The organism is Haloarcula litorea, assembly GCF_029338195.1.
GTDB lineage: Archaea > Halobacteriota > Halobacteria > Halobacteriales > Haloarculaceae > Haloarcula > Haloarcula litorea.
On record NZ_CP119779.1, the window covers coordinates 228,558 to 252,144 of the forward strand.

Genomic DNA, 23,587 nt, shown 5'->3' on the forward strand with positions numbered 1-23,587 from the left:
GGTACGGGCCAAGAGCGTTTTCCTTTCCGCGCCGGTCCCCGACCGGTCGCTCCCGACTGGCAAGAGATTAGTAGCGGCGTCTGTAGGTGTCCGTAGCAACAGTATGAGCGACGGAGACGACTTCGAGGAGGTGGAGAAGGACTTCGCGCCGGAGGGGCCGGACGTGCCCGGCGACACGGAGGCCGCGGGGTTCGTCGAGTACGGCATCGAGGACCGGCCGCCACGCGGCGAGTCGGTCCTGCTGGGCGTCCAGCACTACCTGACGATGATCGGCGCGTCGGTCGCCATCCCGCTCGGGCTCGCGGGCGCGATGGGGATGTTCGACGCCGCCCCGACGCAGGTCGCGCGACTCATCGGGACGTTCTTCGTCGTCTCGGGCATCGCGACGCTGGCCCAGACGACCATCGGGAACCGCTACCCCATCGTCCAGGGCGGGACGTTCTCGATGCTCGCTCCGGCGCTGGCCATCGTCGGCGTGCTGGCCCAGCAGGGGGCCGACTGGCAGACGATGCTCGTCGAGCTCCAGGGTGCGGTCATCGTCGCCGGGATCGTCGAGGTGGCGATCGGCTACACCGGCCTGATGGGGAAGCTGAAACGCTACGTCGGTCCCGTCGTCATCGCGCCGGTCATCGCGCTCATCGGGCTGGCGCTGTTCAACGTCCCGCAGATCGCGAACCCGAACTTCGCCGCGCCGGGGACCGGACAGAACTGGTGGCTGCTGGGGCTGACGATGCTCTCGATCGTCGTCTTCTCGCAGTACCTCGACAAGCGCCACCGGGCGTTCAAGCTGTTCCCGGTGCTGCTGGGGATCGCGTTCGCGTGGGTGATCGCGGCCGTCCTCTCGGTGACGGGCGTCTTCGCCGAGGAGTCCGTGAGCTACGTCGCGCTGGGCGGCCTGACGAGCGCGCCGCTGGTCCAGCCGATCTACCCCTTCCAGTGGGGGCTGCCCCAGTTCACCCCCGGCTTCGTCGTCGGGATGATGGCGGGGATGCTGGCCTCCGTGGTCGAGAGCTTCGGCGACTACCACTCCGTCGCCCGCATCGCGGGCAAGGGCGCGCCCAGCGCCGAGCGCATCGACCACGGCATCGGGATGGAGGGGGTCGGCAACGTCTTCGCGGGGGTGATGGGCACCGGGAACGGCTGTACCTCCTACACCGAGAACGTCGGTGCCATCGCGATCACGGGGGTCGCCTCGCGCTACGTCGTCCAGATCGGCGCGGTCGTGATGATCCTGGCGGGCTACTTCGGCCCGATCGGGCAACTGTTCGCGACCATCCCCGCGCCGATCATCGGCGGCCTCTACATGGTGATGTTCGGACAGATCGCCGCCGTCGGCCTCTCGCAGCTGAAGTACGTCGACCTCGACGCCAACCGCAACATCTTCATCGTCGGCTTCGCGCTGTTCGCCGGCCTGGCGGTCCCCGAGTACATGAGCCAGGTCGGCCAGGGGCTCGACGCCGGCGGCGCGACGGCGCTCCAGCAGGGGCTGGCCGGCGTCCCCGTCCTGGGTGCCGTCCTGGGGACCGACGTGGTGGCGACGACGCTGTTCGTCGTCGGCGGCACCGGGATGGTCGTCGGCGGGTTCGTCGCGTTCGTCCTCGACAACACCATCCCCGGTACCCGCGAGGAGCGGGGCCTGACCGCCTGGGAGACGCTCACCGAGGACGACGACGCGTTCGTCTCGGCCGTCGACCGACTCCGCGGTCGCGGCGGCGACCGGCCACCGGCCCGCGGCGACGACTGAGCCGATGGCGACCGATCCCACCGACGGCGACGCCGTCTTCGAGGGGCCGCTCCGTCGGGGCGGTCGGATCACGATCACCGACGAGCGAATCCTCGTCGAGCGGCCCGACGAGGTATCCGTGACCGTCGCGACGGCGGCCGTGGCCGACGTCTCGCTGCAGGACGTGGACTGGTTCCTCGCGGTGATGAGCCTCGGCCTGGTCGGGTTCGGTCTCCTCTCGGTCGGACGGAGCGTCGTCCTCGGGGGTGCGTTCGCCGTCGCCGGCGTCGTCAGCCTCGGCCTGACCTATCGGAAGCGGGGCGCGGTCCGGCTCCGCGTCTCGGGCGAGACGGACCCGATCCGGGTGTTCCCCGCGGACCCGCGGGCCTGCTTCGACGCGCTCGGGGCGGTCGTCGCGGCCGAGGACTGACCGGCTAGTTGCCACCCTCGCGGCTCTCGATGTCCGACTCGGCGAGCAGGTCGTCGAGACAGCCCTCACAGAGCGCGAGTTCGAGACGCTTCTCGGGGCGGTGGAAAATCAACGTCCGAATCTCGGCGGCGGATCCCCCGCCGCAGTGCGTGCATACCACGCCCGTCTGTTACACGCGTTACATTTTAACACCGAGTTTCGTATCGGAACGTGATATCGGGGGCGAAGCGGGTCCCACGGAGCCAGCCGTGCCTACCACGGGCCAGGGTCGAACCGCCCACACTTACGCCCCCGCGGGTCGGACCGTCGCGTATGCCCGCAGACAGCGTCCAGTCGCTCATCGACCAGTTACACGAGGAGGCCGAGATGGACCGACCGGCGGCGGAGACGCCCGACGTCGGGATCGTGATGGGGTCGGACTCCGATCTCCCGACGATGGCCGGCGGGAAGGGGAAGCGGCCGGGAGCCCACGCCGCGCTCGCGGAGGAGCTCGGTTTCGCGGAACAGACCGACTACACCGACGCCCCGGACGCGCGGTTCACCTTCGAGACGTTCGTCGTCTCGGCCCACCGGACCCCCGAGCTGATGTACGCCTACGCCGAGACGGCGGCGGCTCGCGGTATCGACGTCGTGATCGCGGGCGCTGGCGGGAAGTCGGCGGACCTGCCGAACATGACCGCGAGCATCGCCTACCCCCTGCCGGTGATCGGCGTCCCCGTCCAGGAGAAGTCCGTCGACAGCGTCATCGGGATGCCACAGGGTGCGCCGATCACCGCCGTCGACGCCGGGAAGTCGTTCAACGCCGCCCTGACCGCCGTCCAGATCCTCTCCCGGGAACACGACGAACTCCGGGAGCGTCTCCTCGACTACCACGAGGGGCTACAAGAGGAGGTCGGCGAGGTGTCGCGTGACCTCCACGAACTGGGGACGCCCGGGTTCAAAGACGCGTACTGGGACGAGGAGTGACCGGCGCGGGTGCGAGCACGCGCTCGGGGCACCGAGGCCGCGGCCGCGGCGCTCGCACTCCCCACGGCGACACCGGGATCGAGCGACGCGAGATTCCGGCCGGAGCCGTCGTCTGTGGCGTCGAACAGAGGCTCCGTCCGCCGGCCCGGGAGTGGGGCCGAATCGGCCGAAATCAGCCGCCGTGACGGTTATCAACCCTTATATGCCAGTACCTCTAACCGTCGCACGATAGGAGATTCCGGAATGAGTAATCCATGGATTGCCATCGGGGCACTCGCGGTCGTTGGACTGGCGATTCCCATCAGTATGATGGCCGTCTCCAGTCTCCTGCGGCCCAGCGTTCCCGAGCAGGGCAAACGCGCCACCTACGAGTCCGGCGAAGTCCCGACCGGCAGCAGCCGACAGATCAAGTTCAATATCCAGTACTACATGGTCGCGCTGCTGTTCGTGGTCTTCGACATCGAGACCGTCCTCATCTTCCCGTGGACGGTCATCTACCGCGACGCCGTCAGCGCGGTGGGGATGACGACGGTCCTCGTGCCGATGGTCGTGTTCATCGGCGTCCTCGTCGTCGGTCTCGGTTGGGCGTGGCGCAACGGCGCAGTCAGATGGGTGCGCAGTCCGCGCGCCACCAAGGGGGCAGACACGTATGAGTAGTGACCAGACACCACCGGCAGTCGACGACGTATCGACACAGGAGGCCCGGATGGGCGAGGGAGTCGACGACCGCTTCAACTCCAAGCTGCGGGAGGCGTTCGGCTCCACGCCGTTCATCCTGACCAAGTTCGACAAGTTCATGAACTGGGTCCGGGGCTCCTCGATGTTCATGCTGCAGTTCGGGATCGCCTGCTGCAGCATCGAGATGATCTCGACGTACGCCATCAAGCACGACCTCGACCGCTTCGGTGCCGGGGTCCCGCGGGCCTCCCCGCGGCAGGCCGACGTCATCATCGTCCCGGGGACCATCGTCTCGAAGTTCGCCCCGCGGATGAAGCGGGTCTACGACCAGATGCCCGAGCCGAAGTTCGTCGTCTCGATGGGGTCGTGTACCATCTCCGGCGGCCCGTTCCAGGAGGGGTACAACGTCATCAAGGGCGCGGAGGAGGTCATCCCGGTCGACATCCACGTCCCCGGCTGTCCGCCCCGGCCCGAGGCGCTCATCTACGGCGTCGCCAAGCTCCAGGAGCGCATCGCGAACGGCGAGTCCTCGCCGGTGACGGTCAAGCCCTACGAGCTCGAACAGTTCGGTGACCTCGAACAGGACGAACTCGTCCAGAAGCTCGCCAGCGAGATCGACGAGGAGGATCTCGTGATGCGGTACAACTGGAACGATTCGCCATGAGCACGCTAAGACATTCCTGCTCGCGCTGCTGCGCGGGCTGTGACTCATCTGCTCACACTCGACACCGGGGGTGTCTCGCGTGAGTCTGGAACGTCCCACCTCCGGCCGGAGCGAGATCGGCGTCACAGAGGACGGGCTGGACTACGACGCGCTCGCGGACCTGCTCGGCGGCCACGTACTCGACCGCGAGGAGCACGTCAACGCCGAGGGGTTCGTCATCCGTCCCGACGAGGTCCAGCAGGTGCTCTCGACGCTGAAAGAGGAGGCCGGCTTCGACCACTGTGCCTGCGTGACGGCCCAGGAGTACGACGATCGCTACGAGTCCATCTACCACCTGCGGAAGTACGACGACCCCACGCAGGAACTCTCGATCGTCGTCCCCTCGCCGACCGACGACCCGCACAACGAGTCGGCGGCGCGCGTCTTCGACACCGCCGACTGGCACGAGCGGGAGGCCTACGACCTGGTCGGTATCGAGTACGACGACCACCCGGACCTCCGGCGCATCCTGCTCCCCGAGACCTGGCAGGGCCACCCGCTCTCCCGGGACTACAACCAGGATCAGCCCCAGATCGTCACGCTGCGCGAGAACGCGAACCCCCTCCAGGAGGACCACCGCAGCGAGGACGACCCGGACACGATGTTCGTCAACGTCGGGCCACACCACCCGGCGACCCACGGCGTCCTCCACGTCGAGACGGTGCTGGACGGCGAGGAGATCGCCGACATCGAGCCCGACATCGGCTACCTCCACCGCTGCGAGGAGCAGATGTGTCAGTCGGGCACCTACCGGCACCAGATCATGCCCTACCCCGACCGGTGGGACTACGTCTCGGCCGGCATCCTCAACGAGTGGGCCTACGCCCGCGCGGCCGAGGACCTCGCCGACATCGAGGTGCCCGAGTACGCCCAGGTCATCCGGACGATGTCCGCCGAGCTGTGTCGCATCGCGGCGCACATGCTCGCGCTCGGGACGTTCGCGCTCGACGTGTTCGGCGACTTCACCGCCGTCTTCCAGTACGCGTTCCGCGACCGCGAGGTCGTCCAGAACATCCTCGAAGACCTCACCGGCCAGCGGCTGATGTTCAACTACCTCCGGCTCGGTGGCGTCGCCTGGGACCTGCCCGAGCCCCGCGAGGAGTTCTTCGAGAAGACCCGGGACTTCCTCGACGACCTGCCCCACAAGCTCGAGGAGTACCACGACCTCATCACGGGCAACGAGATCTTCCAGATGCGGTGTGTCGACACCGGCGTCCTCTCGGAGGAGATGGTCAAGCGATACGGGGCGACCGGCCCCGTGGCCCGCGGCTCGGGCGTCGACTACGACCTCCGGCGGGACGACCCCTACGGCTACTACGACGAGCTCGACTGGAACGTCGTCACCGAGAACGGGGGCGACAACTTCTCGCGCGTGCTCGTCCGGATGCGGGAGGTCGAGGAGTCGGCCCGCATCATCGAGCAGTGTCTCGACCTGCTGGAGGAGTGGCCCGAGGACGACCGCGAGATCCAGGCCAACGTCCCCCGGACGCTGCGTCCGGACCCGGACGAGGAGATCTACCGCGCGGTCGAGGCCGCCAAGGGCGAGCTCGGCATCTACATCCGCTCGGACGGCACCGACAAGCCGGCCCGGTTCAAGATCCGCAGTCCGTGCTTCTCGAACCTCCAGACGCTGCCCGAGATGTCCCAGGGCGAGTACGTCCCGGACATGATCGCGTCGCTCGGTAGTCTGGACATCGTCCTCGGGGAGGTGGACCGCTGATGGTCGGGCCGCTCCAGTCCGCGCCGCTGCCGGAGACGCTGGCGAGACTCGTCGGGCTGAACCCCGACAGCGTGCCGGTGATGATCCTGATGAGCCTGATCGGCGCTGCGCTCATCGGGACGCTGATGATGACGAACACGGCACTCGCGGGCCCGTGGGCCAAGCGGAAGATCACCGCCGCGTTCACGGACCGCATCGCCGTCAACCGCATCGGCCCGTTCGGCCTGTTCATCATCGTGGCCGACGCCGTGCGGCTCCTCTCGAAGGAGCTCATCGTCCCCGAGGGCGTCGACCGCCCGGCGTGGGACCTCGCGCCGCTCGTCATCGCCAGCACCGCGCTGCTCGGCTTCGCCGTCATCCCGATGGGGAGCGGCATCCACCTCGCCGACCCCGAGGTCGGACTGGCCTACGTGTTCGCGACGGCGTCGATGGCCTCGGTCGGGCTCGTGATGGCCGGCTACGCCTCGAACAACAAGTACTCGTTCCTCGGCGGGCTGCGGGCGGTCGCCCAGAACGTCGCCTACGAGATCCCGCTGATCCTGACCGGCGCGTCGGTGGTCATCTTCGCGGGCTCGCTCCAGATGAGCGAGATCGTCGCGGCCCAGCAACAGAGCCTCGTCGGCCCGCTACCGTCCTGGTACGCCTTCGTGAACCCGTTCGCGTTCGTCCTCTTCCTGATCGCGAACCTCGCGGAGGTGGGCCGCAACCCCTTCGACATCCCCGAGGCACCGACCGAGATCGTCGCCGGCTACCAGACGGAGTACTCCTCGGTGTACTTCGTGCTCGTCTACCTGGGCGAGTTCATCCACATCTTCCTCGGCGGTGCCATCATCGCCACCATCTTCCTCGGTGGTCCGGCGGGACCGGTGCTGCCCGGGTTCGTCTGGTTCATGATCAAGATCTGGGCGGTGTTCCTGTTCACGCAGTGGGCCCGGTCGGCGGTCCCGCGCGTGCGCATCGACCAGCTCATCGAGATCGGCTGGAAGGGGATGCTGGTGCTGTCGCTCGCGAACCTGCTGCTGACTGCGGTCATCGTCGGGGTGATCGCCTGATGAACGGCGACCCGACGGGAGGTGACTCACAGTGATCGGAATCATGAAATCCATGGCGACGACGATGAAACACGCCCTCGACGGGGAGACGTTCACGGTGGAGTACCCCGAGACCGCCCCCGAGGTGAGCCCCCGCTTCCGCGGCGTCCACAAGTGGAGCCAGGAGCGGTGTATCTGGTGTCGGCAGTGCGAGAACGTCTGTCCGAACAACACCATCCAGATCGTGATGGACGAACAGCGCAACGGCGAGCAGTACAACCTCCACATCGGCCAGTGCATCTACTGCCGGCTGTGCGAGGAGGTCTGCCCGACCGACGCCATCCTGCTGACCCAGAACTTCGAGTTCACGGCGGACACGAAAGACGAGTTCGCCTACGACAAGGAGCAGCTGCGCAACGTCCCGTGGTACAAGGACATCGACCCGCTGCAGTCCCGCGAACCCGACCGGGGCGCGTGGATCGGCGAGGGCGAGGGCGAGGTCGACTACCAGTAACGGCGGTCGGCTTTCTTCGGTGTCACTTTCGAGTGCCGAGCGGAGCATCCGCCCGCCTCGGCGGCGGGTCGCGGGACCGCGTCACAGGTTCCCGTCGCCGATCGCCCCCGGACCGCTCCGAGGCCGGACTGGCCGCGTCTGACCGAACGGTTTCGCCTCGCGAGCCAGTAGTGGCGGCGCTGTGGGCGGTCAGTTGGTGGAACGAAAGAGGAATCTTCAAAGGGCCGCCGAAAAGAGTCTCAAGACAAGATGGGACTGTACGAGTCAATCGCGTTCGCGCTGTTCGCTATGGTGACGGTGGGCAGCGCGGCAGGCGTCGTGTTAGTTCGGGACGTCTGGCACTCGGCGCTGTTACTGGGCGTCTCCCTGGTCAGTGTCGCCGTGTTCTACATCCTGAACCAAGCGGCGTTCGTCGCAACGATGCAAATCCTGGTGTACGTCGGGGGCGTCCTCATCCTCATCACCTTCGCGGTGATGCTCACCCGTGAGGACGAGTCAGTGATCGAGGTGACACCATGACCACCCGCCCACGGCTCACCGAGGAGGGGAACTTCGTCGCGGGGCTGGCCGCCGTCGCCCTCTTCCTGGTGCTGGGGGCGGTGTTCGTCGGCGTCTCCTTCCCCGGGCAGGTCGGGTTCCCGCAGGGAGCGGCCGTCACCAAGAGCCTCGGCGCGGCGATGTTCGACATCGCGCCGAGCGCGCTGATGGGCGAGAACGAGGCCGCGGTCCCCGGCGAGGGCTTCCTCGTCGCGTTCGAGATCATCGACGTGGTGCTGGTCGCCGCACTGGTCGGCGCGGTGATGCTGGCCCGCCGCGAGGAGTCCGGCGAGAACGTCGGCGTCGGCGCGTCCGACCCCGCCGACGACCCGGCCGCCGTCGCCGCCGACGGCGGCCCGGCCGCCGACGACGAGCGGGGAGGTGACGACGCGTGATCCCCGTCCAGGCGTACCTCCTGCTGTCGGCGGCGCTGTTCTGCATCGGCCTGTTCGGCATCCTCACCCGGCGGAACGCGCTGATCTTCCTGATGTCCGTCGAGCTGATGCTGAACGCAGCGAACATCAACTTCGTCGCGTTCTCGCTCCAGCACGGCAACCTCACCGGCCAGGTGTTCGCGCTGTTCGGGATGGCCCTGGCCGCCGCGGAGGTCGCCATCGGTATCGGCATCATCCTCGTGCTGTACCGGAACTTCAGTGACGTGGACGTGACGAAGGCGACGACGATGAGGTGGTAACAGATGGCTGCATTCACATACGCTCCGGCGATCGTCCTGCTGCCGTTCGTATCGTTCCTCGTCGCGCTGTTCGCGGGCGACCGGATGCCCAAGGGCGGCGCGCTCGCGGGCATCACCGCGACGGGCGGATCGCTGCTGCTCTCTATCTGGGTCGCGCTCGACGTGGCCGGGTTCCTCGGGAGCTCGACGGCCTACAACGAGTTCGTCTACACGTGGGCCGCCGGGGTCGAGTCCGTCGCGCTCCGGTTCGGACTCCTGCTGGACCCGCTGTCGGCGCTGATGCTGCTGATCGTGACGCTCATCTCGTTCCTCGTCCACATCTTCTCGCTGGGCTACATGAACGACGAGGGCGAGACCGGGCTGCCGCGCTACTACGCCGGTCTCGGGCTGTTCACGGCGAGTATGCTCGGGTTCGTCGTCGCCAACAACCTCCTGATGGCGTTCATGTTCTTCGAGCTGGTCGGTCTCTGCTCGTACCTGCTCATCGGCTTCTGGTTCCGGGAGGACGGCCCGCCCAGCGCCGCGAAGAAGGCGTTCCTCGTCACCCGCTTCGGTGACTACTTCTTCCTCATCGGCGTGGTTGGGATCTTCGCCACCTTCGGAACCGGGCTGTTCGCGCCCATCACGGAGAACGGCGAGGTCGTCGCACAGTCGTTCCCGGTGCTGGCCGAACACGCCATCGTCGACGGCGAGACGGCCGGCATCGCGATGCTGGACACCGTCGGCCTCTCGCCGCAGGCCTGGTTCACGGTGCTTGGCCTGCTCGTGCTCGGGGGCGTCATCGGAAAGTCCGCGCAGTTCCCGCTGCACACGTGGCTGCCCGACGCGATGGAGGGTCCGACGCCGGTCTCCGCGCTCATCCACGCGGCGACGATGGTCGCGGCCGGCGTCTACCTCGTCGCGCGGATGTACGGCTTCTACGCCGTCTCGCCGACCGCGCTCGCGATCATCGCGCTGGTCGGCGGGTTCACGGCCCTGTTCGCGGCGACGATGGGCCTCGTGAAACAGGAGATCAAGCAGGTGCTCGCGTACTCCACCATCTCCCAGTACGGCTATATGATGCTCGCGCTGGGGTCGGGCGGCTACGTCGCCGCCGTCTTCCACCTGACCACCCACGCCGTGTTCAAGGCGCTGCTGTTCCTCGGCGCGGGGTCGGTCATCATCGCGATGCACCACAACGAGAACATGTGGGACATGGGTGGTCTGAAAGACCGGATGCCGGTGACGTACTACGCGTTCCTCTCCGGGTCGCTGGCGCTGGCCGGCATCCTGCCGTTCGCCGGCTTCTGGTCGAAAGACGAGGTGCTGTACGAGGCGCTCATCCACGGGTTCGGCTCGGCGGGCGGCCTCGGGACGGCCTACCTCCTCGCGTACGCGATGGGGCTGCTCGCGGTCTTTTTCACCGGCTTCTACACCTTCCGGATGGTGTTTCTCACCTTCCACGGCGAGCCCCGGTCCGAGACGGCGCGTGACCCCGAGCCGGTCCGCTGGAACGTCAAAGGGCCGCTCGCGGTGCTGGGCGTGCTGGCCGCGACGGTCGGGTTCATCAACATGAAGCCCGTCGCCGAACTCACGGGCGCACACATCGACTTCCTCCACAAGTGGCTGCTCGGTCCCGAGGAGGGCGGCTGGCCGGCCGCGCTGAACACCGGGCTCCACCACTACGAGGTGCTGCTGGAGGAGGTCGCTGGCGTCGGTGCCGGCGAGCCACTCGGCGCGACCGGGACGCTGCTGGCCTCGGCGGCCGTCTCGCTGGGGCTGGCGCTGGCCGGTGCGGGTGCCGCGACGTCGCTGTATCGCGGTCCCGACCCCGAAGAGCACACCGACAAGCTCGGCAGTCTGAAGACGCTACTCATGCACAACTACTACCAGGACGAGTACCAGGTGTGGCTCGCGACGGGGCTGACCTACCCCCTCGCGCGTGCGATGGACAAGTTCGACCAGGGCGTCGTCGACGGCGTCGTCAACGGCGTCTCCAGCGTGAGCCTGTTCGGTGGCCGGCGGATGCGGCGCATCCAGTCCGGCGTCGTCAGCAACTACGCGACGCTGCTGACGCTGGGGCTGGTCCTCCTGCTGGCCGCCTTCGGCCTCGCCGGGGGGTGGTTCTGAATGTGGGTCGCCGCACTCCTCGCCGTGACGCTGCTGGGCAGCGGCGTCGTGATGCTGTCGCCGGACCGCTACGCCGGCAAGCTCGCGGCCGCGATCAGCGCCGTCCCCGCGCTGGCGTCGATCTACATGTACTACGTCTACCTGACGGACTTCGGCGGCAGCGGGAACGCCCTGCTCTCGCCGGAGGGCGTGGCCTTCGGGACGCAGGTCCCGTGGCTCTCGCTCGGTGATCTCACCGTCTCCTACTACGTCGGGCTGGACGGCGTCAGTATGCCGCTGCTGGCGCTGACGACGGTCCTGACCACGCTCGCCATCGTCTCGGCGTGGACGCCCATCGACGACCGTCAGTCCCAGTTCTACGGGCTGATGCTGTTCATGGAGACGAGCCTCATCGGCGTCTTCGCGGCGCTCGACTTCTTCCTCTGGTTCGTCTTCTGGGAGGGCGTGCTCATCCCGATGTACTTCCTCATCGGCGTCTGGGGCGGCCCTCGGCGGAAGTACGCCGCGATCAAGTTCTTCGTCTACACCAACGTCGCCTCGCTGATCATGTTCGCGGGCCTGTTCGCGCTGGTGTTCAGCACGGACCTCACGACGCTGTCGCTGCCCGCGATGGCCGAGGCGTTCCGGTCCGCCAGTGACCTCCCGAGCATCGCCGGCGTGGGCCTGGCGACGATCTCGTTCGTCCTGATGTTCTTCGGGTTCGCGGTGAAGGTGCCCGTCTTCCCGCTGCACACCTGGCTGCCCGACGCCCACGTCGAGGCACCGACGCCGGTGTCGGTGATGCTTGCGGGCGTCCTGCTGAAGATGGGGACCTACGCCCTGCTGCGGTTCAACTTCACGATGCTGGCCGAGACCGCACGGGCGCTCGCGGTCCCGATCGCCATCGTCGGCGTCGTCAGCGTCATCTACGGGGCGATGCTCGCGCTGGCCCAGCGCGACCTCAAGCGCATCGTCGCGTACTCCTCGATCTCCTCGATGGGGTACGTCATCCTCGGGCTCGTCGCGTTCACGCCCTACGGGATGGGCGGGGCGACGTTCCAGATGGTCGCCCACGGCCTCATCTCCGGGCTGATGTTCATGACCGTCGGCGTCATCTACAACACGACCCACACGCGGATGGTCGGCGACATGTCCGGCCTCGCGGACCGGATGCCTTGGACGGTGGGCATCTTCGTGGCCGCCGCGTTCGGCTACATGGGCCTGCCGCTGATGGCCGGCTTCGCCGGGGAGTACTTCATCTTCCTCGGGGCGTTCGACGCGGCGACGCTGGGCAGCGCCGCGCCGCTGTTGACCTCGCTCGCGATGTTCGGCATCGTCGTCGTCGCCGGCTACCTGCTGTGGGCGATGCAGCGGACGCTCTTTGGCGGCTTCACGCTGGAGACCGACTACGAGATCGGTCCGGCCGCGTTCCACGACGTCGCGCCGCTGGCGGTCCTGCTGTTGCTGGTCATCGCACTCGGTGTCGCACCGGACCTCTCCTACGACATGATCCAACACGCTATCGTTCCCATCACCGGAGGTGGTGCATAGATGACGCATCAACTGCCCGCCTGGATGGGGCTCGCCCCGGCGCTCGCGCTCGCGGTCACCGCACTGGTGCTGCTGCTCGTCGACAGCGTCGACCCGGACACGACCAACACGACGCTGCTGGGCGGCGTCTCCATCGCCGGGGGCCTCACGTCGTTGGCCTTCGCCGTCTGGTTCGTCTTCGGCGGCACCGGCATCCCCGAGAGCGAGGGCGGCGTCGGCACGCCCGTCCTGTTCAACGGCCAGCTGGTCGTCGACCAGATGGCGCTGTTCTTCATGGTCATCGTCGCCAGCGTCACGACGCTGGTGACACTCGCCAGCACGGACTACGTCCGCGAACACGCCTACCAGGCGGAGTTCTACTCGCTGGTGATGCTGGCGGCCACCGGGATGGCCGTGCTGAGCGCGGCCAACAGCCTGGCGACGGCGTTCGTCGCGCTGGAGCTGGTCTCGCTGCCCTCCTACGCGCTCGTGGCCTTCCTCAAGAAGAACCGCGGGAGCGTCGAGGCCGGCCTGAAGTACTTCCTCATCGGCGCGGTCTCGTCGGCGGTGTTCGCCTACGGCATCTCGCTGGTGTACGCCGCGACCGGCGTCCTCCGGTTCGACGGCGTCGCCACCGCCATCGAGAGCGGGACGATCCAGACCGTCGTCGACGGCACCGTCCAGGCCCAGTCCGGGTCGCCCGCGGTGCCGATGTCGCTGCTGGGCGTCGGCATCCTGATGGTCATCGGTGGCGTCGCCTTCAAGATCGCCGCCGTGCCGTTCCAGTTCTGGGCACCGGAGGCCTACGAGGGCGCGCCCGCCCCCGTCTCGGCGTTCCTCTCGTCGGCCTCGAAGGCCGCCGGGTTCGTCCTCGCTTTCCGTGTGTTCGCCGTGGCCTTCCCCATCGGCGCGCTGGTCGGGAGCGGGGCGCTGAACTGGTTCGCCGTCTTCCAGGTGCTTGCCATCGCGACGATGTTCGTCGGCAACTTCGCCGCCGCCACCCAGGAGAAAGTCAAGCGGATGCTGGCATACTCCAGCGTCGGCCACGCCGGCTACGTCCTCATCGGGCTGGCCGCGCTGTCGGCCACCGGTGACGGGATGGCCCTGTCGATGAGCGCCGGGATGGCCCACCTGCTCGTCTACGGCTTCATGAACACCGGCGCGTTCCTGTTCATCGCGCTCGCCGAGTACTGGGGCGTCGGCCGCCGCTTCGAGGACTACAACGGCCTCGGTCGGCAGGCCCCGCTGGCCTGTGCCGCGATGACCGTCTTCCTGTTCAGCCTCGCCGGCCTCCCGATCGGGGCCGGGTTCTTCTCGAAGTTCTACCTGTTCTCGGCGACGCTTGACGTCGGCGCGTGGTCGCTGGCGGCCGCGCTGGTCATCAACAGCGCGCTGTCGCTGTTCTACTACTCCCGGGTCGTCAAGGCGATGTGGATCGAGGACCCGGTCTCCGGGCGCTCCATCGAGTCGTACCCGACGGGGCTGTACACCGCCATCGTCGCGGCGGCGCTCGTGACGGTGTTGCTGATCCCCGGCTTCGACTACGTCTCCAGCGTCGCCTTCCGCGCCGTCGAACTACTGTAGCTCGTAGACGATCACGCCGCCTTTCTCCCGTCTCCTCACGCGGTCCTGTGTCTCCAGCACGTCGAGGTGCCCGACGGCCTCGCTCAGCCCCGAGAAGTACTCCGTCGCCGGCAGGTCGCCGAACAGCCCCGTCATCACGTCGACGGGGGAGGTCGCGCCTCCGCTGACGATGTCGGCCACCGCCTCGGTCCGCTGGTCGTGCTCGGCGAGGACGGCGTCGATGCGCTCGACCGGGGACTCGACGGGCTCGCGGTGGCCGGTGAGAAAGCGGTCGTGGCCCTGCTCGCGGAGCCAGCGCAGGGAGTCGTTGAACGCCGGCAGGACGCGCGGACGCTCGCCGCCCTCAGCTGGGGGTGGCTGGAGGAAGGGGTTGGGCGTGATGTCGGCCAGCACGTTGTCGCCGACGACGGCCTCCCGGCGGCCGTCGTGGTCGTACGAGAAGATCCGCTCGCCCTCGGCGTGGCCCGCCACGGCGTCGACGGCGAGCGGTTCGTCGTCGACGGTGACGGTGTCGCCGGCGTCCAGTTCCCGGTCGGTCTCGACGCTCTCGGCGTAGGCGAGGAACGCCTCCGGGAGCTGGGTGACCGTCTCCGCCGTCTCGGCCGCGAGCCCGCACCGCTCGAAGAAGTCCGAGAAGTAGTCCTGCTCGTAGCGCAGCCGCGCGGGGAAGTCCCGCATGATGGCCGCGCCCTCGGGACTCGCCAGGACGCGTGCCCCGGCGTCCCGGAGCCGCGCGGCCAGTCCGAAGTGGTCCGGGTGCGGGTGGGTGACGACCACCTGTTCGACGTCGCCGGGACCCAGCTCGCGGGCTTCGAGCGCCTCGAGCAGTCTCGACCACGCCTCCTCGCTGTCCGGTCCCGGATCGACGACGGTCCGACCCGCGAGGTAGGCGTTGACCGCGCCGACCTGGAACGGCGTCGGGATGGATACCCGCGTGAACATAGCCCACCGTTTCGCCGCCCCGCGGAAAACCCTTCGTCCACGCGGGGCCGGGCACAAAGGATTTATTCGTTGCCCACCAAGCAACAGATATGAACAAGCACTTCGAGGACGCACGGTACTACCTCAAGCGAGCGGGCGAGACGGCCGGTAAGGGCGTCAGAGAGGAGCTGGAACCCGTCGAGCAGCGGTTCCGAGAGCTCACCGGTAAGGAGGAGGAACCCGAGCCCGGTCGCCTCGACAAGGTCAAGGCCGACCTGAAAGACCTCCAGCAGAACGCCGAGGGCGAGGCCGAACGGGCCATCGAGGACGCCCGTGAGAAGATCGAGGCGTACCGCTCGACGGACTCGGCGGACGCGTAGCGGGAACGCAATTCTTAATGTAGCCCGTCGAATAGCGACGGATGCACCGGGTTGGTGATCTAGTCCGGTTATGATACCTCCTTCACACGGAGGATGTCGGCGGTTCGAATCCGCCCCAACCCACTCACCTTCTTGACGGAGCGAAAGGACAGAACGGCAGTGGTACGCTTTTAAGCCACCTGTCCAAGCGCCCCCTCATTCGGCCAAGTCTCCGATTCGACTCACGCGAGCGCTCCGCTTGGACAATGCTCAGGCAGAGGCAAAAAGCTTTGGATGAAACCATCTGAGAGCGCTCTATAGTTTTTTTAATGCGTTCTGAGGCTTTGCCTCCCTCAACAGAGCCGGAGCGCGAGTGATAATATTTCAATTTTGGAACTGAGTCTACCCCCTTGTCAAAGACTGCCAAGAACTGAAAGAATCCACTCTTCGGAGGCACCTGATTTTTAACGACAGTACACCAACAGTATCCTCGTGAGCCATCAACAATGGCTGTTCAAAACGTCGCTTGTGAAAACTGTGGCACAATGGTAACGTTTTCGTACAATTCTGACAAAGAAGTGAAAGATACGGGAATGGGAGAAGACGGTAGGCCAAAAACAGCAATCGAAGCAGGAAAAGGAAGTACGAATAAGTTCGAGGAGTGTCCGAACTGTGGAGAGACGGTTTGGATGTACGTCGTTTCTAACTCTTGGCTGTAGGAAAGACGGCTATTGATAAGACGGCTCTTCCCCTCGAAAGCCAGCCATCAATTCCTCTAAGATAGCCTTATTATCCGCTACCAACCGTTGGCCCAATTCTCCTTTGCCAACGATTGAGAACACAAGTCCTGCTATCTTGAGCATCACATTGAGGTACATCCATACGAGGGGACGAACGAATATCCCGCTTAGTGGAATCTTCCCTGCGGCACTACCCATTGAGTAAGCCAATTCTTTCCGCTCTTCGCCACCATAGACGGTATCTGTTTCCTGTGCCATATGTGAGGGTTGCTATCGGGACTCACTAAAAAGTAGGCCAACATTACCCCGTCTTGGCAAAGAGACGAACACACTGCCGCCAATATGAGAAACGAGGTTATCGCTGGAAGCTCCAAGTCTTCCCTGAGCTTTCACTGTCGCTGTTGACTGTGATACCCTCACCCTTCTGAATCTGCTTGAGATTGTAGGCTTCCCGCTTGTCCCGTCGCTCGATTCCGTACTTGTCCATCCAATCCTTTACAGTCTTAGGGCTAACACCAAGCCGCTCTGCCATTTCCCGAAGCGAAAGAGCGGCTTCGTGGTACAAGTGTCGAAGAATCTCTTCGTCACGGTGGGGATTGTCAGCCGTCTGGAGTCGCTGGTACACGGAGGGGGACTTTGTAGCACTCATATGTAATAATACGTACTTACATACATATAAATGTTTCGCAATTACTTATAAGCCTGACGCAAAGTTATTATATGAGTTTGTGAGCCGTTTACCTCAGGTAAGGGATACCCACTGCGGGATAAACACAGCCTGCGCCGGATTTATCAAGAATCTTACTGACGAAATATAAAGTATATTATGTTTCGACGTGATTCTGCGGCTGTTGAGGTTAGCGAAAAAAGTTTTTACATTTCAAAAAAGACTGTTTATAGAGTAGTGTATTCTCTGTGGTGCTACTATAACAAGTATTGTGTAGACTACAGCCTACTGTTACGCCGTACTAAGTAGTCTACACTCTAAGGACACAGAGAATATACTACTTAAACCTGTCTTTTGCTGTGGAGCCGTTAGGAGTCGCTGTGTTTACCGCACAAAGTCTATACTCACTGATTTGCTATCAGAGCTTGAGCAAATACCGTATTTAAGCTTTACCAACTACCGCTTTATATTCTCAGCCGAAGGTAAACACTCGGACAAGTAACCTTAGCATCCACAGAGAACCGGCTCACTGCCGCGCTGTGACGCTTGACGCTTGTCCAAGAGGGAAGCATCCTAGCCTAACTGAGACGGCTCACAGGCCCCCTGACGCTTCGCAGAGCGGATTCCCCTGCCGTCTGGTGGTTTATCTCTGCGATTATGTCGGGGCAGGATTGAGTAAATGCGGCTTTGGCAGAGATATAGGGTAGTGGTGGCCCTACAGTTTCCATTTCTCGGCTCGTGAAGGGGGCTACAATCTATTTGATTTACTGCCGAGGGGGAAGCATCATATCAGAGCAGAAATCGCTCTGACGCCAATCTGAGGCTGAAAAAAGTGACGGCTGAATACCCTGAGACTGTAGATTACAGTCTATATCAGACTTATTATGTAAAACTAATCAGATTGCTTATGTTCTCCGCTCTTCGAGTGGGACAGGCTCGCCGGGTTCGGTGGCCCCATCAGCCTGCCGTACACGGGTTTTGTCGTTGTCGGGGCCAATGACAACCACCTGTCCCGTTTGCTCATCATAGTGAGCCGTATAGTTGTCGGATTCGTACACTCTTACCTTTGGATTCAGTAAGCCATTTGGGAAATATTCGCTCGAATATTCAAGAATCTCACCGTTAAACTCAAATTCTGTATTTAGAGGTAGCATAAATTTCACTCTCCGTCAGCAGTAAAGTTACCGTTTTCGTCCCTGTCCCTTACGATTTCGAGGTTTCCGTCGTCAGACGGCTGTAGCTCTGCCCCATCTGCCCACCGCTCCGATAAATCAGATTCGTTACCAATTAGGACTTGTAGGATATGCTCACCGACAGGCCCATTTTGAGCAAACGTGCCGTCACTGCTACGCTGTCGTGTAAATTCTCGCTTTCCTAAATCTGAAAGAATCTCGTCTCGAAGCTTCTCAAATGTCTCTCGTGGTATGTCAACTTGGATAGACTCTCGACGTGCCATAATTATACCTCAATTAATTAAAGTGTTTGTCGCGTAGTTCATCCTGCTTTGCCTGTACGTCGTCACACACACTGTCAGAGCGGCGTCTGTGTTCACTCGTCTCTGCCACCGACGTTTCCCCGTCGTCCAAACCAAGACGGCTCTTTGTGCGCTCTTGAGCCTCTGAGACACGGCTGTTATGCTCACTCACGTCGTCAATGTGCGCTTCGAGAGCCTCAAATAGCAGAGAGACGGGATTATCGTTGTCGCTGGCTGTACGTGCCAATTCCACCAATTCCGCTAACTGCTCCGGGTTGTCAACCTTTACTTTTCTTGTCATAGTTATTACTCCTCCTGAAATTCACTAATCAATGCGCTTACGCTCTCTCCGTTAGGAACAGAGGTAGTATTAAAATACTCCTCCTGAAATTCCAAAAGAGCCTGATAGGTTTCAGGCTTGAGAGCGATATGTTTGTAATCTGTCATAGTGGGATACCTCCGTTATCCCTAACCGATTTGGACAGCAGCAAACACGCTACTGCCCAAACTCGGGGAATACGGAAGTGAGGTGTGCGAGCGACGAAACCGCTCGAATCCTGCCGTATCGGATTGTGCCGGATTTAACCCTCCGGTGGGGCCAAACACTATGTCACAGGGTTGTGGACACGTCGAAGAGCTTCCGAGTCCAATCCCCCGATTGATTCACGTTCGGGGGAGACGTGTGATAGAGTCCTGTCGGACGATAGTGGACTGACTCTGTGAGACTACTCCGGCGGAGCCGTTTCGTCTCACTATGCTTGTAATCACGAAGATGGTTTAAACCCCTGTCAAGTATTAACAAGATATTCAAAACAGGGAGTAGAGCCGATAGCTGGCTCAAGAATCGGCAATACCCCCGGCAATTCAGGCAAAAAATATGATATACCCTAATACTTTGAAACTATGCTATGAAGCTAAGTAATATCGCAAGACGGCGTAAGGACAAAGCCCCGACACGTCTATGGGAGTTGGGGTATAACTGTCGGATAATGAGCAACACATTCGTTTGCTGGTTCTGTGGTGAGCAACGGGACGAGTCGAAGCGCGTAGGAGAATCAGACGAGTGTGTGGATTGCTACAGCCTGCGAGCGAATAGATAAGCAGGCAGGGGGCGCGTGTGTTCGCCCCGAAAAGGGTTTAGCTACAGATTGTCAAGGTACTGTGCCCTGTTCTGACGTTTCTCTTCGGCTGTGCGAGCGTCATAATGCTCTTCCAGCGTATCCACACTAACGCTCATTCGCTCGGAAGCGATTTCCTTCGGAATATCTTTGTTCAGGTGTGCGGTGATAGCTCCCCGTCGCACAGGGTGGGGAGAAAGGCTTGACGGACAGCTTGAGTATCCGCTTGCCTGCGTTCCCTCGCAGTCATCAATCTCCCGATTGTGGGGACACTTCCCTGCGTAGAAACAGGGCCGAGTAACCTTGTAGACGTGTTGTTGAATGCTGTTCCCCGAGATACGTCCGTTCCGAGTAGTGAACAGTGGTTTCCGTCCGTGTTCGTCCGTCACGTCGTGCCTGTTCTCTGCTATGTAATCGTCAAGCGACTGTGCGAGCCTGTCATTAGAGACTGTGACGTGTCGCTCTCCGTCGTCCTGTAGCTTGAGGGGCGTGTCCGTCTCGGGGCGGTGACGAAAGGCGAGATACCTGTCCTGTGGGTGCCAGTCGTCCAAGTCAAGCGCGTGTAGTGCCCCGCGCCGACAACCAGTATGCCAGAGAGTGTGGAAGATAACTTGCGAGAGAGACGCATACTCGAATCGGTGTAGATAGTCGATTATCGCGTCTGCCTGTTCGTTATCGACGTGTTCCTCACGGACTTTCTCACCCTTCGAGACACGGGGGACAATAATCTTCTCTGCCGTACCCTGTTCGACAGCATCAACACTCTCGCACCAACGCACAAACACGCGGAAGGTGCGAAGGTGCTGTTCGAGGGTAACGCTATTAATATCGCATTCAGAGATTCGCCAATTCTTGAAGCGTTCTGCGAGCCGTCCGGTAAGCTCATTCATATTGTCCAACCCGGTTTCGTCGGCCCATTCGAGGAACTGACGCAAGCGGTAGCGGTGATTCCGAACGGTGCTTGCGGAAGCGTCCTGTTCTCTTGATTTGAGGTACTGTTCGACTGCCGTATCCGGTGCGAGTGGTTCGAGCGTCATTGGTGGTGGCTCACAGCTTATGCGTGTGGAGACGCTCGGAGAATCGTCGGCCAGTCGGCGCGTTCCGAATCCGCCCCAACCCATTTCTGATTTCTCGCAACGACGAGCGAAGCGAGGAGTCCGTGAAATCGAGACGGTCCGGCGGATTCGGACCCTGCGAGACGAACGGAGTGAGTCTCGCTTCGGTGAGAATCCGCCACAACCCATTCTGCTGCGAACAATCCGTGAGGGGCAGCTGCGGGCGTCGGATTCGAACCTCTGACGCCACCCCCGGCTCACGCCCGCTCGACGAACTGGGCGTCCGCGGAGGTCCGGTCGCGGTTGAACGAGGTGACCGTCGCCCGGATGGCGTCACCCTCGGCGAGGCCGTCGGGCACGTCCTCGGTGAAGACGACGAACCCCTCGACCTTGCCGACGGCGACCCGCTCGCCGGAGTGGTGGTCGGTGAACTCCGTGACACCGAGTGTGACGGTGTCGCCGACGTCGACGGGCGGTTCGCGCTCCTGTGCAGCCTCGTGGGCGCGCTCGGACGCGCTGGCGTCGCCGGAGCGGCGGCGGATCACGAACAGGCCCAGCAGGACGAGGAGGCCGCCACCGGCGGCCGCGACCCAGACGAGTTCCATAGGCTGCCGTCACGAGCGGCGGTGAAAAGCGTTGCAGTCTCGTCACTCGCCGTCGAGGGTATCGTCCTCGTACTCCTCCTCGTACCGCTCGACGGCCGCGGCGTAGCTCTCGCCGGCGAGCTCGTAGGTCTCGCGGAGATCGGCGACGGGCGTGCGCGTGGCGTCGACCCGGAGGTCGTTGTAGTAGGGGACCATCTCGCGGTCCTCGGTGCTCGTCACCTTCAGCGCGGCCGACTGGACCGACAGTTCCTCGCGCTTGTCGCCGCCCTCGGCGTGGCCGGCGGCGAGCGCGTCGATCAGGCGTTCGGCCAGGGGCAGGTCGTCGGCGGCGGCCTCGAAGGCGTCGGCCGTCGCGGTGACGACGGACTCGCCGGTGAGCAGGTTACCGGCGACGGTCAACCCCTCGCGTTCGAGGTGGCCGTACCACTCGCCACACTCCTCGCCGGAGAAGGCGAACGTGCCGTCGGCGTCGACGCCGTGGAGCTGTCGGGAGGCCTTCCCGTCGTCGGCGTTCAGCAGGGCCGGGAGCGCCTCGTCGACCGCCAGCCCGTCGGCGAGGTACGCGACCCCCTTCCGGCCGAGGTCGACGTTGACCAGCGACTGCGTGGCGACGGCCCCGTGCTCGTTGGCGAACGGACAGAGCGTCCCGACGGCGGCCAGGCGGGTCGTCACCGCGACGCCGTAGCGGGTCTGTTCGGCTCCCTCGTCGTCCTCGTAGGGCTCGCGGACGCAGATGCTGAACGTCATGTCCGGGTCTGCGGGTCCGGGCGACAAAAGCGGTCGGACGGGCTCAGAACCCGAGACGGCTCAGGAAGCCGCCGTCGGACGACCCTTCGGGCTCCCACGTCGTCGGCAGTTCCGCGGCCAGCGCAGCCACCTCCTCGTCGTCGAACCGCGGGTCCTCGGTCGCGTCGTCGAGCCAGTCGGCCCACTCGGACTCGGACAGCAGGCCGCGGGAGTCGGTTCCCCACTGGTCGACGAGCGCCTCGCGGTCCGGGAACGGCACGTCCATCCCGCTGTCGCCCCAGTACAGCGGCGAGAGGACGAACGCGTACTCGTCGCCCTCGACCGGGACGAAGCGGTAGGGGTAGCCGTTGTAGAGGAAGACGTCGTCGGGGGTGACCTCGTCCCCGTTCGGGAGTTCCAGCGTCTCGGACATACGCCCCGGTTGGGTCGGCCCAGGCTTGAGGGTTGTGCGGGTCAGGCGGCGTCGACGGGATGCCGGAGCGCCCACACGTCCGTCGCCGGGTCGAGAGTCGACGGCTCGGCCCCGCGGCCGGTCAGGACGCCGGCGTGGTAGTACATCGCCTTGAGCTGGAAGACGGTCGGGGCGTGGTAGACGCTGCCGTCGGTGAGAGCCTCGGCACGCAGTTCGCCGTCGGCCGTGAGAGCACGCCGGCGCACGGACTCCGTCCCCCGGAGGAACAGCTCGACGGTGAACGTCGGGTGGACCTCGTGGAGGTAGCGGACGAGTTCGACGAGCGTCGGCTCCGGGTGGCCGTCCGCCGCGAGGGTGCGTAGCTCGGACACGAGCAGTTCCGTCGCGGGGTAGGCGTAGACGACCCGTCGGGCCAGCTGTCCCCAGCGTGGTGCGACGTCGACGAACCGGCCGCGCGTGCCGTGCCAGTCGGCGAACCGCGAGAGCGCCGTGTCGAGGTCGCCGTGCTCGGCCAGCGCGAACCGGACCACCTCTCGACCCAGTTCCGTCAGCCGGAGGCCGTCGGGCCGCTCGTCGACGAGGTCGAGGAAGGCCGCGCCGCGGACGGCGTCGTCGACGGCACCGACGACGCGGTCGGCGATCAGCGGGCGCGTCTCGCCGTCGTGTGCGAGCGCGAGCGGGACGCCGAGGTAGTTCTTCGGGTGGTTCAGCCCGAAGCTCCGGTCGGTGACGCCCTGTGCGCTCGCCTGGAACCGGAGCGCGGTGGCGGCGTCGCTGGCCCGATTGCCGACCACGCGGGGCCGCTCGCGGACCCGAACGTCGCCGTCGGCGGCCACCGCGAGGACGCCGACGTTCAGCTCGCGGGCCAGCGACCGGGCTGTCGCCGTGACCGTCCCCGCCGGGACGGCGGCGAACGCGACGTTGGCCTCGCCGAGGCGGTCGTGGGCCTGGACGACCGCCCGCTCGGAGTCGACGGCACCGTCGGCCCGGTACCCCTTCGCCTCGACGGCGACCAGCGGCGGCCGGTCGCCCTGCCGATCGACGGCGAGCAGGTCGTCGGCGAGCGTATCGACGGCCACGAGGTCCGGGTAGCCGCCGCCGACCCGGACGTGGTTGAACGGGGCGAGCGCGGTGCGAACGTCGTCCTCGATCGCGCGATCGTCGAGCCAGCGGTCCCGTGCGAACTGCGTGTCGGCGACGACGTAGCCGGGTCCCGCGTCGTCGAACAGTTCCCGCTTGGTGTGGGCCAGCACCCGTGGCTCGGCGAGGCGTCCGGCGGCCATAGGCGGCG

General features: G+C 64.5%; 25 protein-coding genes and 1 tRNA gene. 16 read left to right on the forward strand and 10 right to left on the reverse strand.

Annotated elements, in window-relative coordinates:
* Positions 1-103 precede the first annotated feature (103 nt).
* From P0592_RS01220 to P0592_RS01285, 14 genes are all read left to right on the forward strand, one after another.
* On the forward strand, positions 104-1,744 hold the full coding sequence (locus tag P0592_RS01220) for a uracil-xanthine permease family protein (RefSeq protein ID WP_276272441.1): 1,641 nt from the start codon (positions 104-106) through the stop codon (positions 1,742-1,744).
* A 4-nt stretch (positions 1,745-1,748) separates the two neighbouring features.
* Positions 1,749-2,153, forward strand: coding sequence for a hypothetical protein (locus tag P0592_RS01225; RefSeq protein ID WP_276272442.1), 405 nt, complete (start codon positions 1,749-1,751; stop codon positions 2,151-2,153).
* Between the two features lie 312 nt (positions 2,154-2,465).
* Complete coding sequence (gene purE, locus P0592_RS01230) at positions 2,466-3,119, forward strand: 5-(carboxyamino)imidazole ribonucleotide mutase (protein WP_276272443.1); 654 nt, start codon at positions 2,466-2,468, stop codon at positions 3,117-3,119.
* 243 nt (positions 3,120-3,362) lie between these two features.
* A complete protein-coding gene (locus P0592_RS01235) occupies positions 3,363-3,776 on the forward strand; it encodes an NADH-quinone oxidoreductase subunit A (protein ID WP_276272444.1) in 414 nt (137 codons plus the stop codon).
* Positions 3,769-4,461 carry an NADH-quinone oxidoreductase subunit B gene (locus tag P0592_RS01240; protein ID WP_276272445.1) on the forward strand — a complete coding sequence of 231 codons (693 nt, stop codon included), beginning with the start codon at positions 3,769-3,771 and terminating at the stop codon, positions 4,459-4,461. The genes P0592_RS01235 and P0592_RS01240 overlap by 8 nt, the downstream gene beginning before the upstream one ends.
* A gap of 79 nt (positions 4,462-4,540) precedes the next feature.
* Positions 4,541-6,220 carry an NADH-quinone oxidoreductase subunit D gene (locus P0592_RS01245; RefSeq protein ID WP_276272446.1) on the forward strand — a complete coding sequence of 560 codons (1,680 nt, stop codon included), beginning with the start codon at positions 4,541-4,543 and terminating at the stop codon, positions 6,218-6,220.
* On the forward strand, positions 6,220-7,272 hold the full coding sequence (locus P0592_RS01250) for a complex I subunit 1/NuoH family protein (protein ID WP_276272447.1): 1,053 nt from the start codon (positions 6,220-6,222) through the stop codon (positions 7,270-7,272). The genes P0592_RS01245 and P0592_RS01250 overlap by 1 nt, the downstream gene beginning before the upstream one ends.
* A 31-nt stretch (positions 7,273-7,303) precedes the next feature.
* Entirely contained in the window at positions 7,304-7,765 is a 462-nt protein-coding gene (locus P0592_RS01255; protein WP_276272448.1) for a NuoI/complex I 23 kDa subunit family protein, read from the forward strand.
* Positions 7,766-8,014: 249 nt separating this feature from the next.
* On the forward strand, positions 8,015-8,284 hold the full coding sequence (locus P0592_RS01260) for an NADH-quinone oxidoreductase subunit J (RefSeq protein ID WP_276272449.1): 270 nt from the start codon (positions 8,015-8,017) through the stop codon (positions 8,282-8,284).
* Entirely contained in the window at positions 8,281-8,697 is a 417-nt protein-coding gene (locus tag P0592_RS01265) for an NADH dehydrogenase subunit 6 (RefSeq protein ID WP_276272450.1), read from the forward strand. Before P0592_RS01260 ends, P0592_RS01265 begins: the two co-directional genes overlap by 4 nt.
* Complete coding sequence (nuoK, locus tag P0592_RS01270; RefSeq protein ID WP_276272451.1) at positions 8,694-8,996, forward strand: NADH-quinone oxidoreductase subunit NuoK; 303 nt, start codon at positions 8,694-8,696, stop codon at positions 8,994-8,996. The genes P0592_RS01265 and nuoK overlap by 4 nt, the downstream gene beginning before the upstream one ends.
* 3 nt (positions 8,997-8,999) lie before the next feature.
* Positions 9,000-11,105, forward strand: a complete 2,106-nt coding sequence (gene nuoL / locus P0592_RS01275; protein WP_276272452.1) for an NADH-quinone oxidoreductase subunit L — start codon at positions 9,000-9,002, stop codon at positions 11,103-11,105.
* Positions 11,106-12,635, forward strand: a complete 1,530-nt coding sequence (locus tag P0592_RS01280; RefSeq protein WP_276272453.1) for a complex I subunit 4 family protein — start codon at positions 11,106-11,108, stop codon at positions 12,633-12,635.
* Positions 12,636-14,198, forward strand: a complete 1,563-nt coding sequence (locus tag P0592_RS01285; protein WP_276272454.1) for an NADH-quinone oxidoreductase subunit N — start codon at positions 12,636-12,638, stop codon at positions 14,196-14,198. It abuts the gene before it with no gap.
* Here the strand turns inward: P0592_RS01285 and P0592_RS01290 are convergent.
* Positions 14,190-15,140 (reverse strand): MBL fold metallo-hydrolase, encoded by a 951-nt coding sequence (locus tag P0592_RS01290; protein WP_276272455.1) that lies wholly within the window; start codon positions 15,138-15,140, stop codon positions 14,190-14,192. The two genes, P0592_RS01285 and P0592_RS01290, sit on opposite strands and share 9 nt — an antisense overlap.
* An 89-nt stretch (positions 15,141-15,229) precedes the next feature.
* Between P0592_RS01290 and P0592_RS01295 the strand changes: the two genes are divergently transcribed.
* Complete coding sequence (locus P0592_RS01295) at positions 15,230-15,499, forward strand: DUF7553 family protein (protein WP_276272456.1); 270 nt, start codon at positions 15,230-15,232, stop codon at positions 15,497-15,499.
* Between the two features lie 48 nt (positions 15,500-15,547).
* A tRNA-Val gene (locus tag P0592_RS01300) sits at positions 15,548-15,622 on the forward strand.
* 584 nt (positions 15,623-16,206) lie between these two features.
* On the opposite strand, the gene P0592_RS01305 is transcribed toward P0592_RS01300, so the two are convergent.
* The 9 genes from P0592_RS01305 to P0592_RS01345 all read right to left on the reverse strand — a co-directional run bounded on the left by P0592_RS01305 (position 16,207) and on the right by P0592_RS01345 (position 23,579).
* Positions 16,207-16,476, reverse strand: a complete 270-nt coding sequence (locus tag P0592_RS01305) for a hypothetical protein (RefSeq protein ID WP_276272457.1) — start codon at positions 16,474-16,476, stop codon at positions 16,207-16,209.
* A 97-nt stretch (positions 16,477-16,573) separates the two neighbouring features.
* Entirely contained in the window at positions 16,574-16,867 is a 294-nt protein-coding gene (locus P0592_RS01310; protein ID WP_276272458.1) for an AsnC family protein, read from the reverse strand.
* Between the two features lie 1,177 nt (positions 16,868-18,044).
* Positions 18,045-18,341 carry a hypothetical protein gene (locus P0592_RS01315; protein ID WP_276272459.1) on the reverse strand — a complete coding sequence of 99 codons (297 nt, stop codon included), beginning with the start codon at positions 18,339-18,341 and terminating at the stop codon, positions 18,045-18,047.
* 324 nt (positions 18,342-18,665) lie between these two features.
* On the reverse strand, positions 18,666-18,806 hold the full coding sequence (locus P0592_RS01320) for a hypothetical protein (RefSeq protein WP_276272460.1): 141 nt from the start codon (positions 18,804-18,806) through the stop codon (positions 18,666-18,668).
* 694 nt (positions 18,807-19,500) lie between these two features.
* The gene (locus P0592_RS01325; RefSeq protein ID WP_276272461.1) at positions 19,501-20,514 is read right to left on the reverse strand and encodes a tyrosine-type recombinase/integrase; all 1,014 of its coding nucleotides are present in this window, start codon (positions 20,512-20,514) and stop codon (positions 19,501-19,503) included.
* A 275-nt stretch (positions 20,515-20,789) separates the two neighbouring features.
* Positions 20,790-21,137, reverse strand: coding sequence for a hypothetical protein (locus P0592_RS01330; RefSeq protein WP_276272462.1), 348 nt, complete (start codon positions 21,135-21,137; stop codon positions 20,790-20,792).
* Between the two features lie 42 nt (positions 21,138-21,179).
* The gene (locus tag P0592_RS01335; RefSeq protein ID WP_276272463.1) at positions 21,180-21,884 is read right to left on the reverse strand and encodes a DUF1028 domain-containing protein; all 705 of its coding nucleotides are present in this window, start codon (positions 21,882-21,884) and stop codon (positions 21,180-21,182) included.
* A gap of 43 nt (positions 21,885-21,927) precedes the next feature.
* Positions 21,928-22,296 (reverse strand): hypothetical protein, encoded by a 369-nt coding sequence (locus P0592_RS01340; protein WP_276272464.1) that lies wholly within the window; start codon positions 22,294-22,296, stop codon positions 21,928-21,930.
* Between the two features lie 41 nt (positions 22,297-22,337).
* A complete protein-coding gene (locus tag P0592_RS01345) occupies positions 22,338-23,579 on the reverse strand; it encodes a hypothetical protein (RefSeq protein ID WP_276272465.1) in 1,242 nt (413 codons plus the stop codon).
* Positions 23,580-23,587: the final 8 nt, after the last annotated feature.

Excerpts from the sequence above, each read along its gene's own strand:
- P0592_RS01220 (WP_276272441.1), top strand. The coding sequence starts at position 104 with ATGAGCGACGGAGACGACTTCGAGGAGGTGGAGAAGGACTTCGCGCCG.
- P0592_RS01225 (WP_276272442.1), top strand. The coding sequence starts at position 1,749 with ATGGCGACCGATCCCACCGACGGCGACGCCGTCTTCGAGGGGCCGCTC.
- purE (WP_276272443.1), top strand. The coding sequence starts at position 2,466 with ATGCCCGCAGACAGCGTCCAGTCGCTCATCGACCAGTTACACGAGGAG.
- P0592_RS01235 (WP_276272444.1), top strand. The coding sequence starts at position 3,363 with ATGAGTAATCCATGGATTGCCATCGGGGCACTCGCGGTCGTTGGACTG.
- P0592_RS01240 (WP_276272445.1), top strand. The coding sequence starts at position 3,769 with ATGAGTAGTGACCAGACACCACCGGCAGTCGACGACGTATCGACACAG.
- P0592_RS01250 (WP_276272447.1), top strand. The coding sequence starts at position 6,220 with ATGGTCGGGCCGCTCCAGTCCGCGCCGCTGCCGGAGACGCTGGCGAGA.
- P0592_RS01260 (WP_276272449.1), top strand. The coding sequence starts at position 8,015 with ATGGGACTGTACGAGTCAATCGCGTTCGCGCTGTTCGCTATGGTGACG.
- P0592_RS01265 (WP_276272450.1), top strand. The coding sequence starts at position 8,281 with ATGACCACCCGCCCACGGCTCACCGAGGAGGGGAACTTCGTCGCGGGG.
- nuoL (WP_276272452.1), top strand. The coding sequence starts at position 9,000 with ATGGCTGCATTCACATACGCTCCGGCGATCGTCCTGCTGCCGTTCGTA.
- P0592_RS01280 (WP_276272453.1), top strand. The coding sequence starts at position 11,106 with ATGTGGGTCGCCGCACTCCTCGCCGTGACGCTGCTGGGCAGCGGCGTC.
- P0592_RS01285 (WP_276272454.1), top strand. The coding sequence starts at position 12,636 with ATGACGCATCAACTGCCCGCCTGGATGGGGCTCGCCCCGGCGCTCGCG.
- P0592_RS01290 (WP_276272455.1), bottom strand. The coding sequence starts at position 15,140 with ATGTTCACGCGGGTATCCATCCCGACGCCGTTCCAGGTCGGCGCGGTC.
- P0592_RS01295 (WP_276272456.1), top strand. The coding sequence starts at position 15,230 with ATGAACAAGCACTTCGAGGACGCACGGTACTACCTCAAGCGAGCGGGC.
- P0592_RS01305 (WP_276272457.1), bottom strand. The coding sequence starts at position 16,476 with ATGGCACAGGAAACAGATACCGTCTATGGTGGCGAAGAGCGGAAAGAA.
- P0592_RS01310 (WP_276272458.1), bottom strand. The coding sequence starts at position 16,867 with ATGAGTGCTACAAAGTCCCCCTCCGTGTACCAGCGACTCCAGACGGCT.
- P0592_RS01315 (WP_276272459.1), bottom strand. The coding sequence starts at position 18,341 with ATGGCACGTCGAGAGTCTATCCAAGTTGACATACCACGAGAGACATTT.
- P0592_RS01320 (WP_276272460.1), bottom strand. The coding sequence starts at position 18,806 with ATGACAGATTACAAACATATCGCTCTCAAGCCTGAAACCTATCAGGCT.
- P0592_RS01325 (WP_276272461.1), bottom strand. The coding sequence starts at position 20,514 with ATGACGCTCGAACCACTCGCACCGGATACGGCAGTCGAACAGTACCTC.
- P0592_RS01330 (WP_276272462.1), bottom strand. The coding sequence starts at position 21,137 with ATGGAACTCGTCTGGGTCGCGGCCGCCGGTGGCGGCCTCCTCGTCCTG.
- P0592_RS01335 (WP_276272463.1), bottom strand. The coding sequence starts at position 21,884 with ATGACGTTCAGCATCTGCGTCCGCGAGCCCTACGAGGACGACGAGGGA.
- P0592_RS01340 (WP_276272464.1), bottom strand. The coding sequence starts at position 22,296 with ATGTCCGAGACGCTGGAACTCCCGAACGGGGACGAGGTCACCCCCGAC.
- P0592_RS01345 (WP_276272465.1), bottom strand. The coding sequence starts at position 23,579 with ATGGCCGCCGGACGCCTCGCCGAGCCACGGGTGCTGGCCCACACCAAG.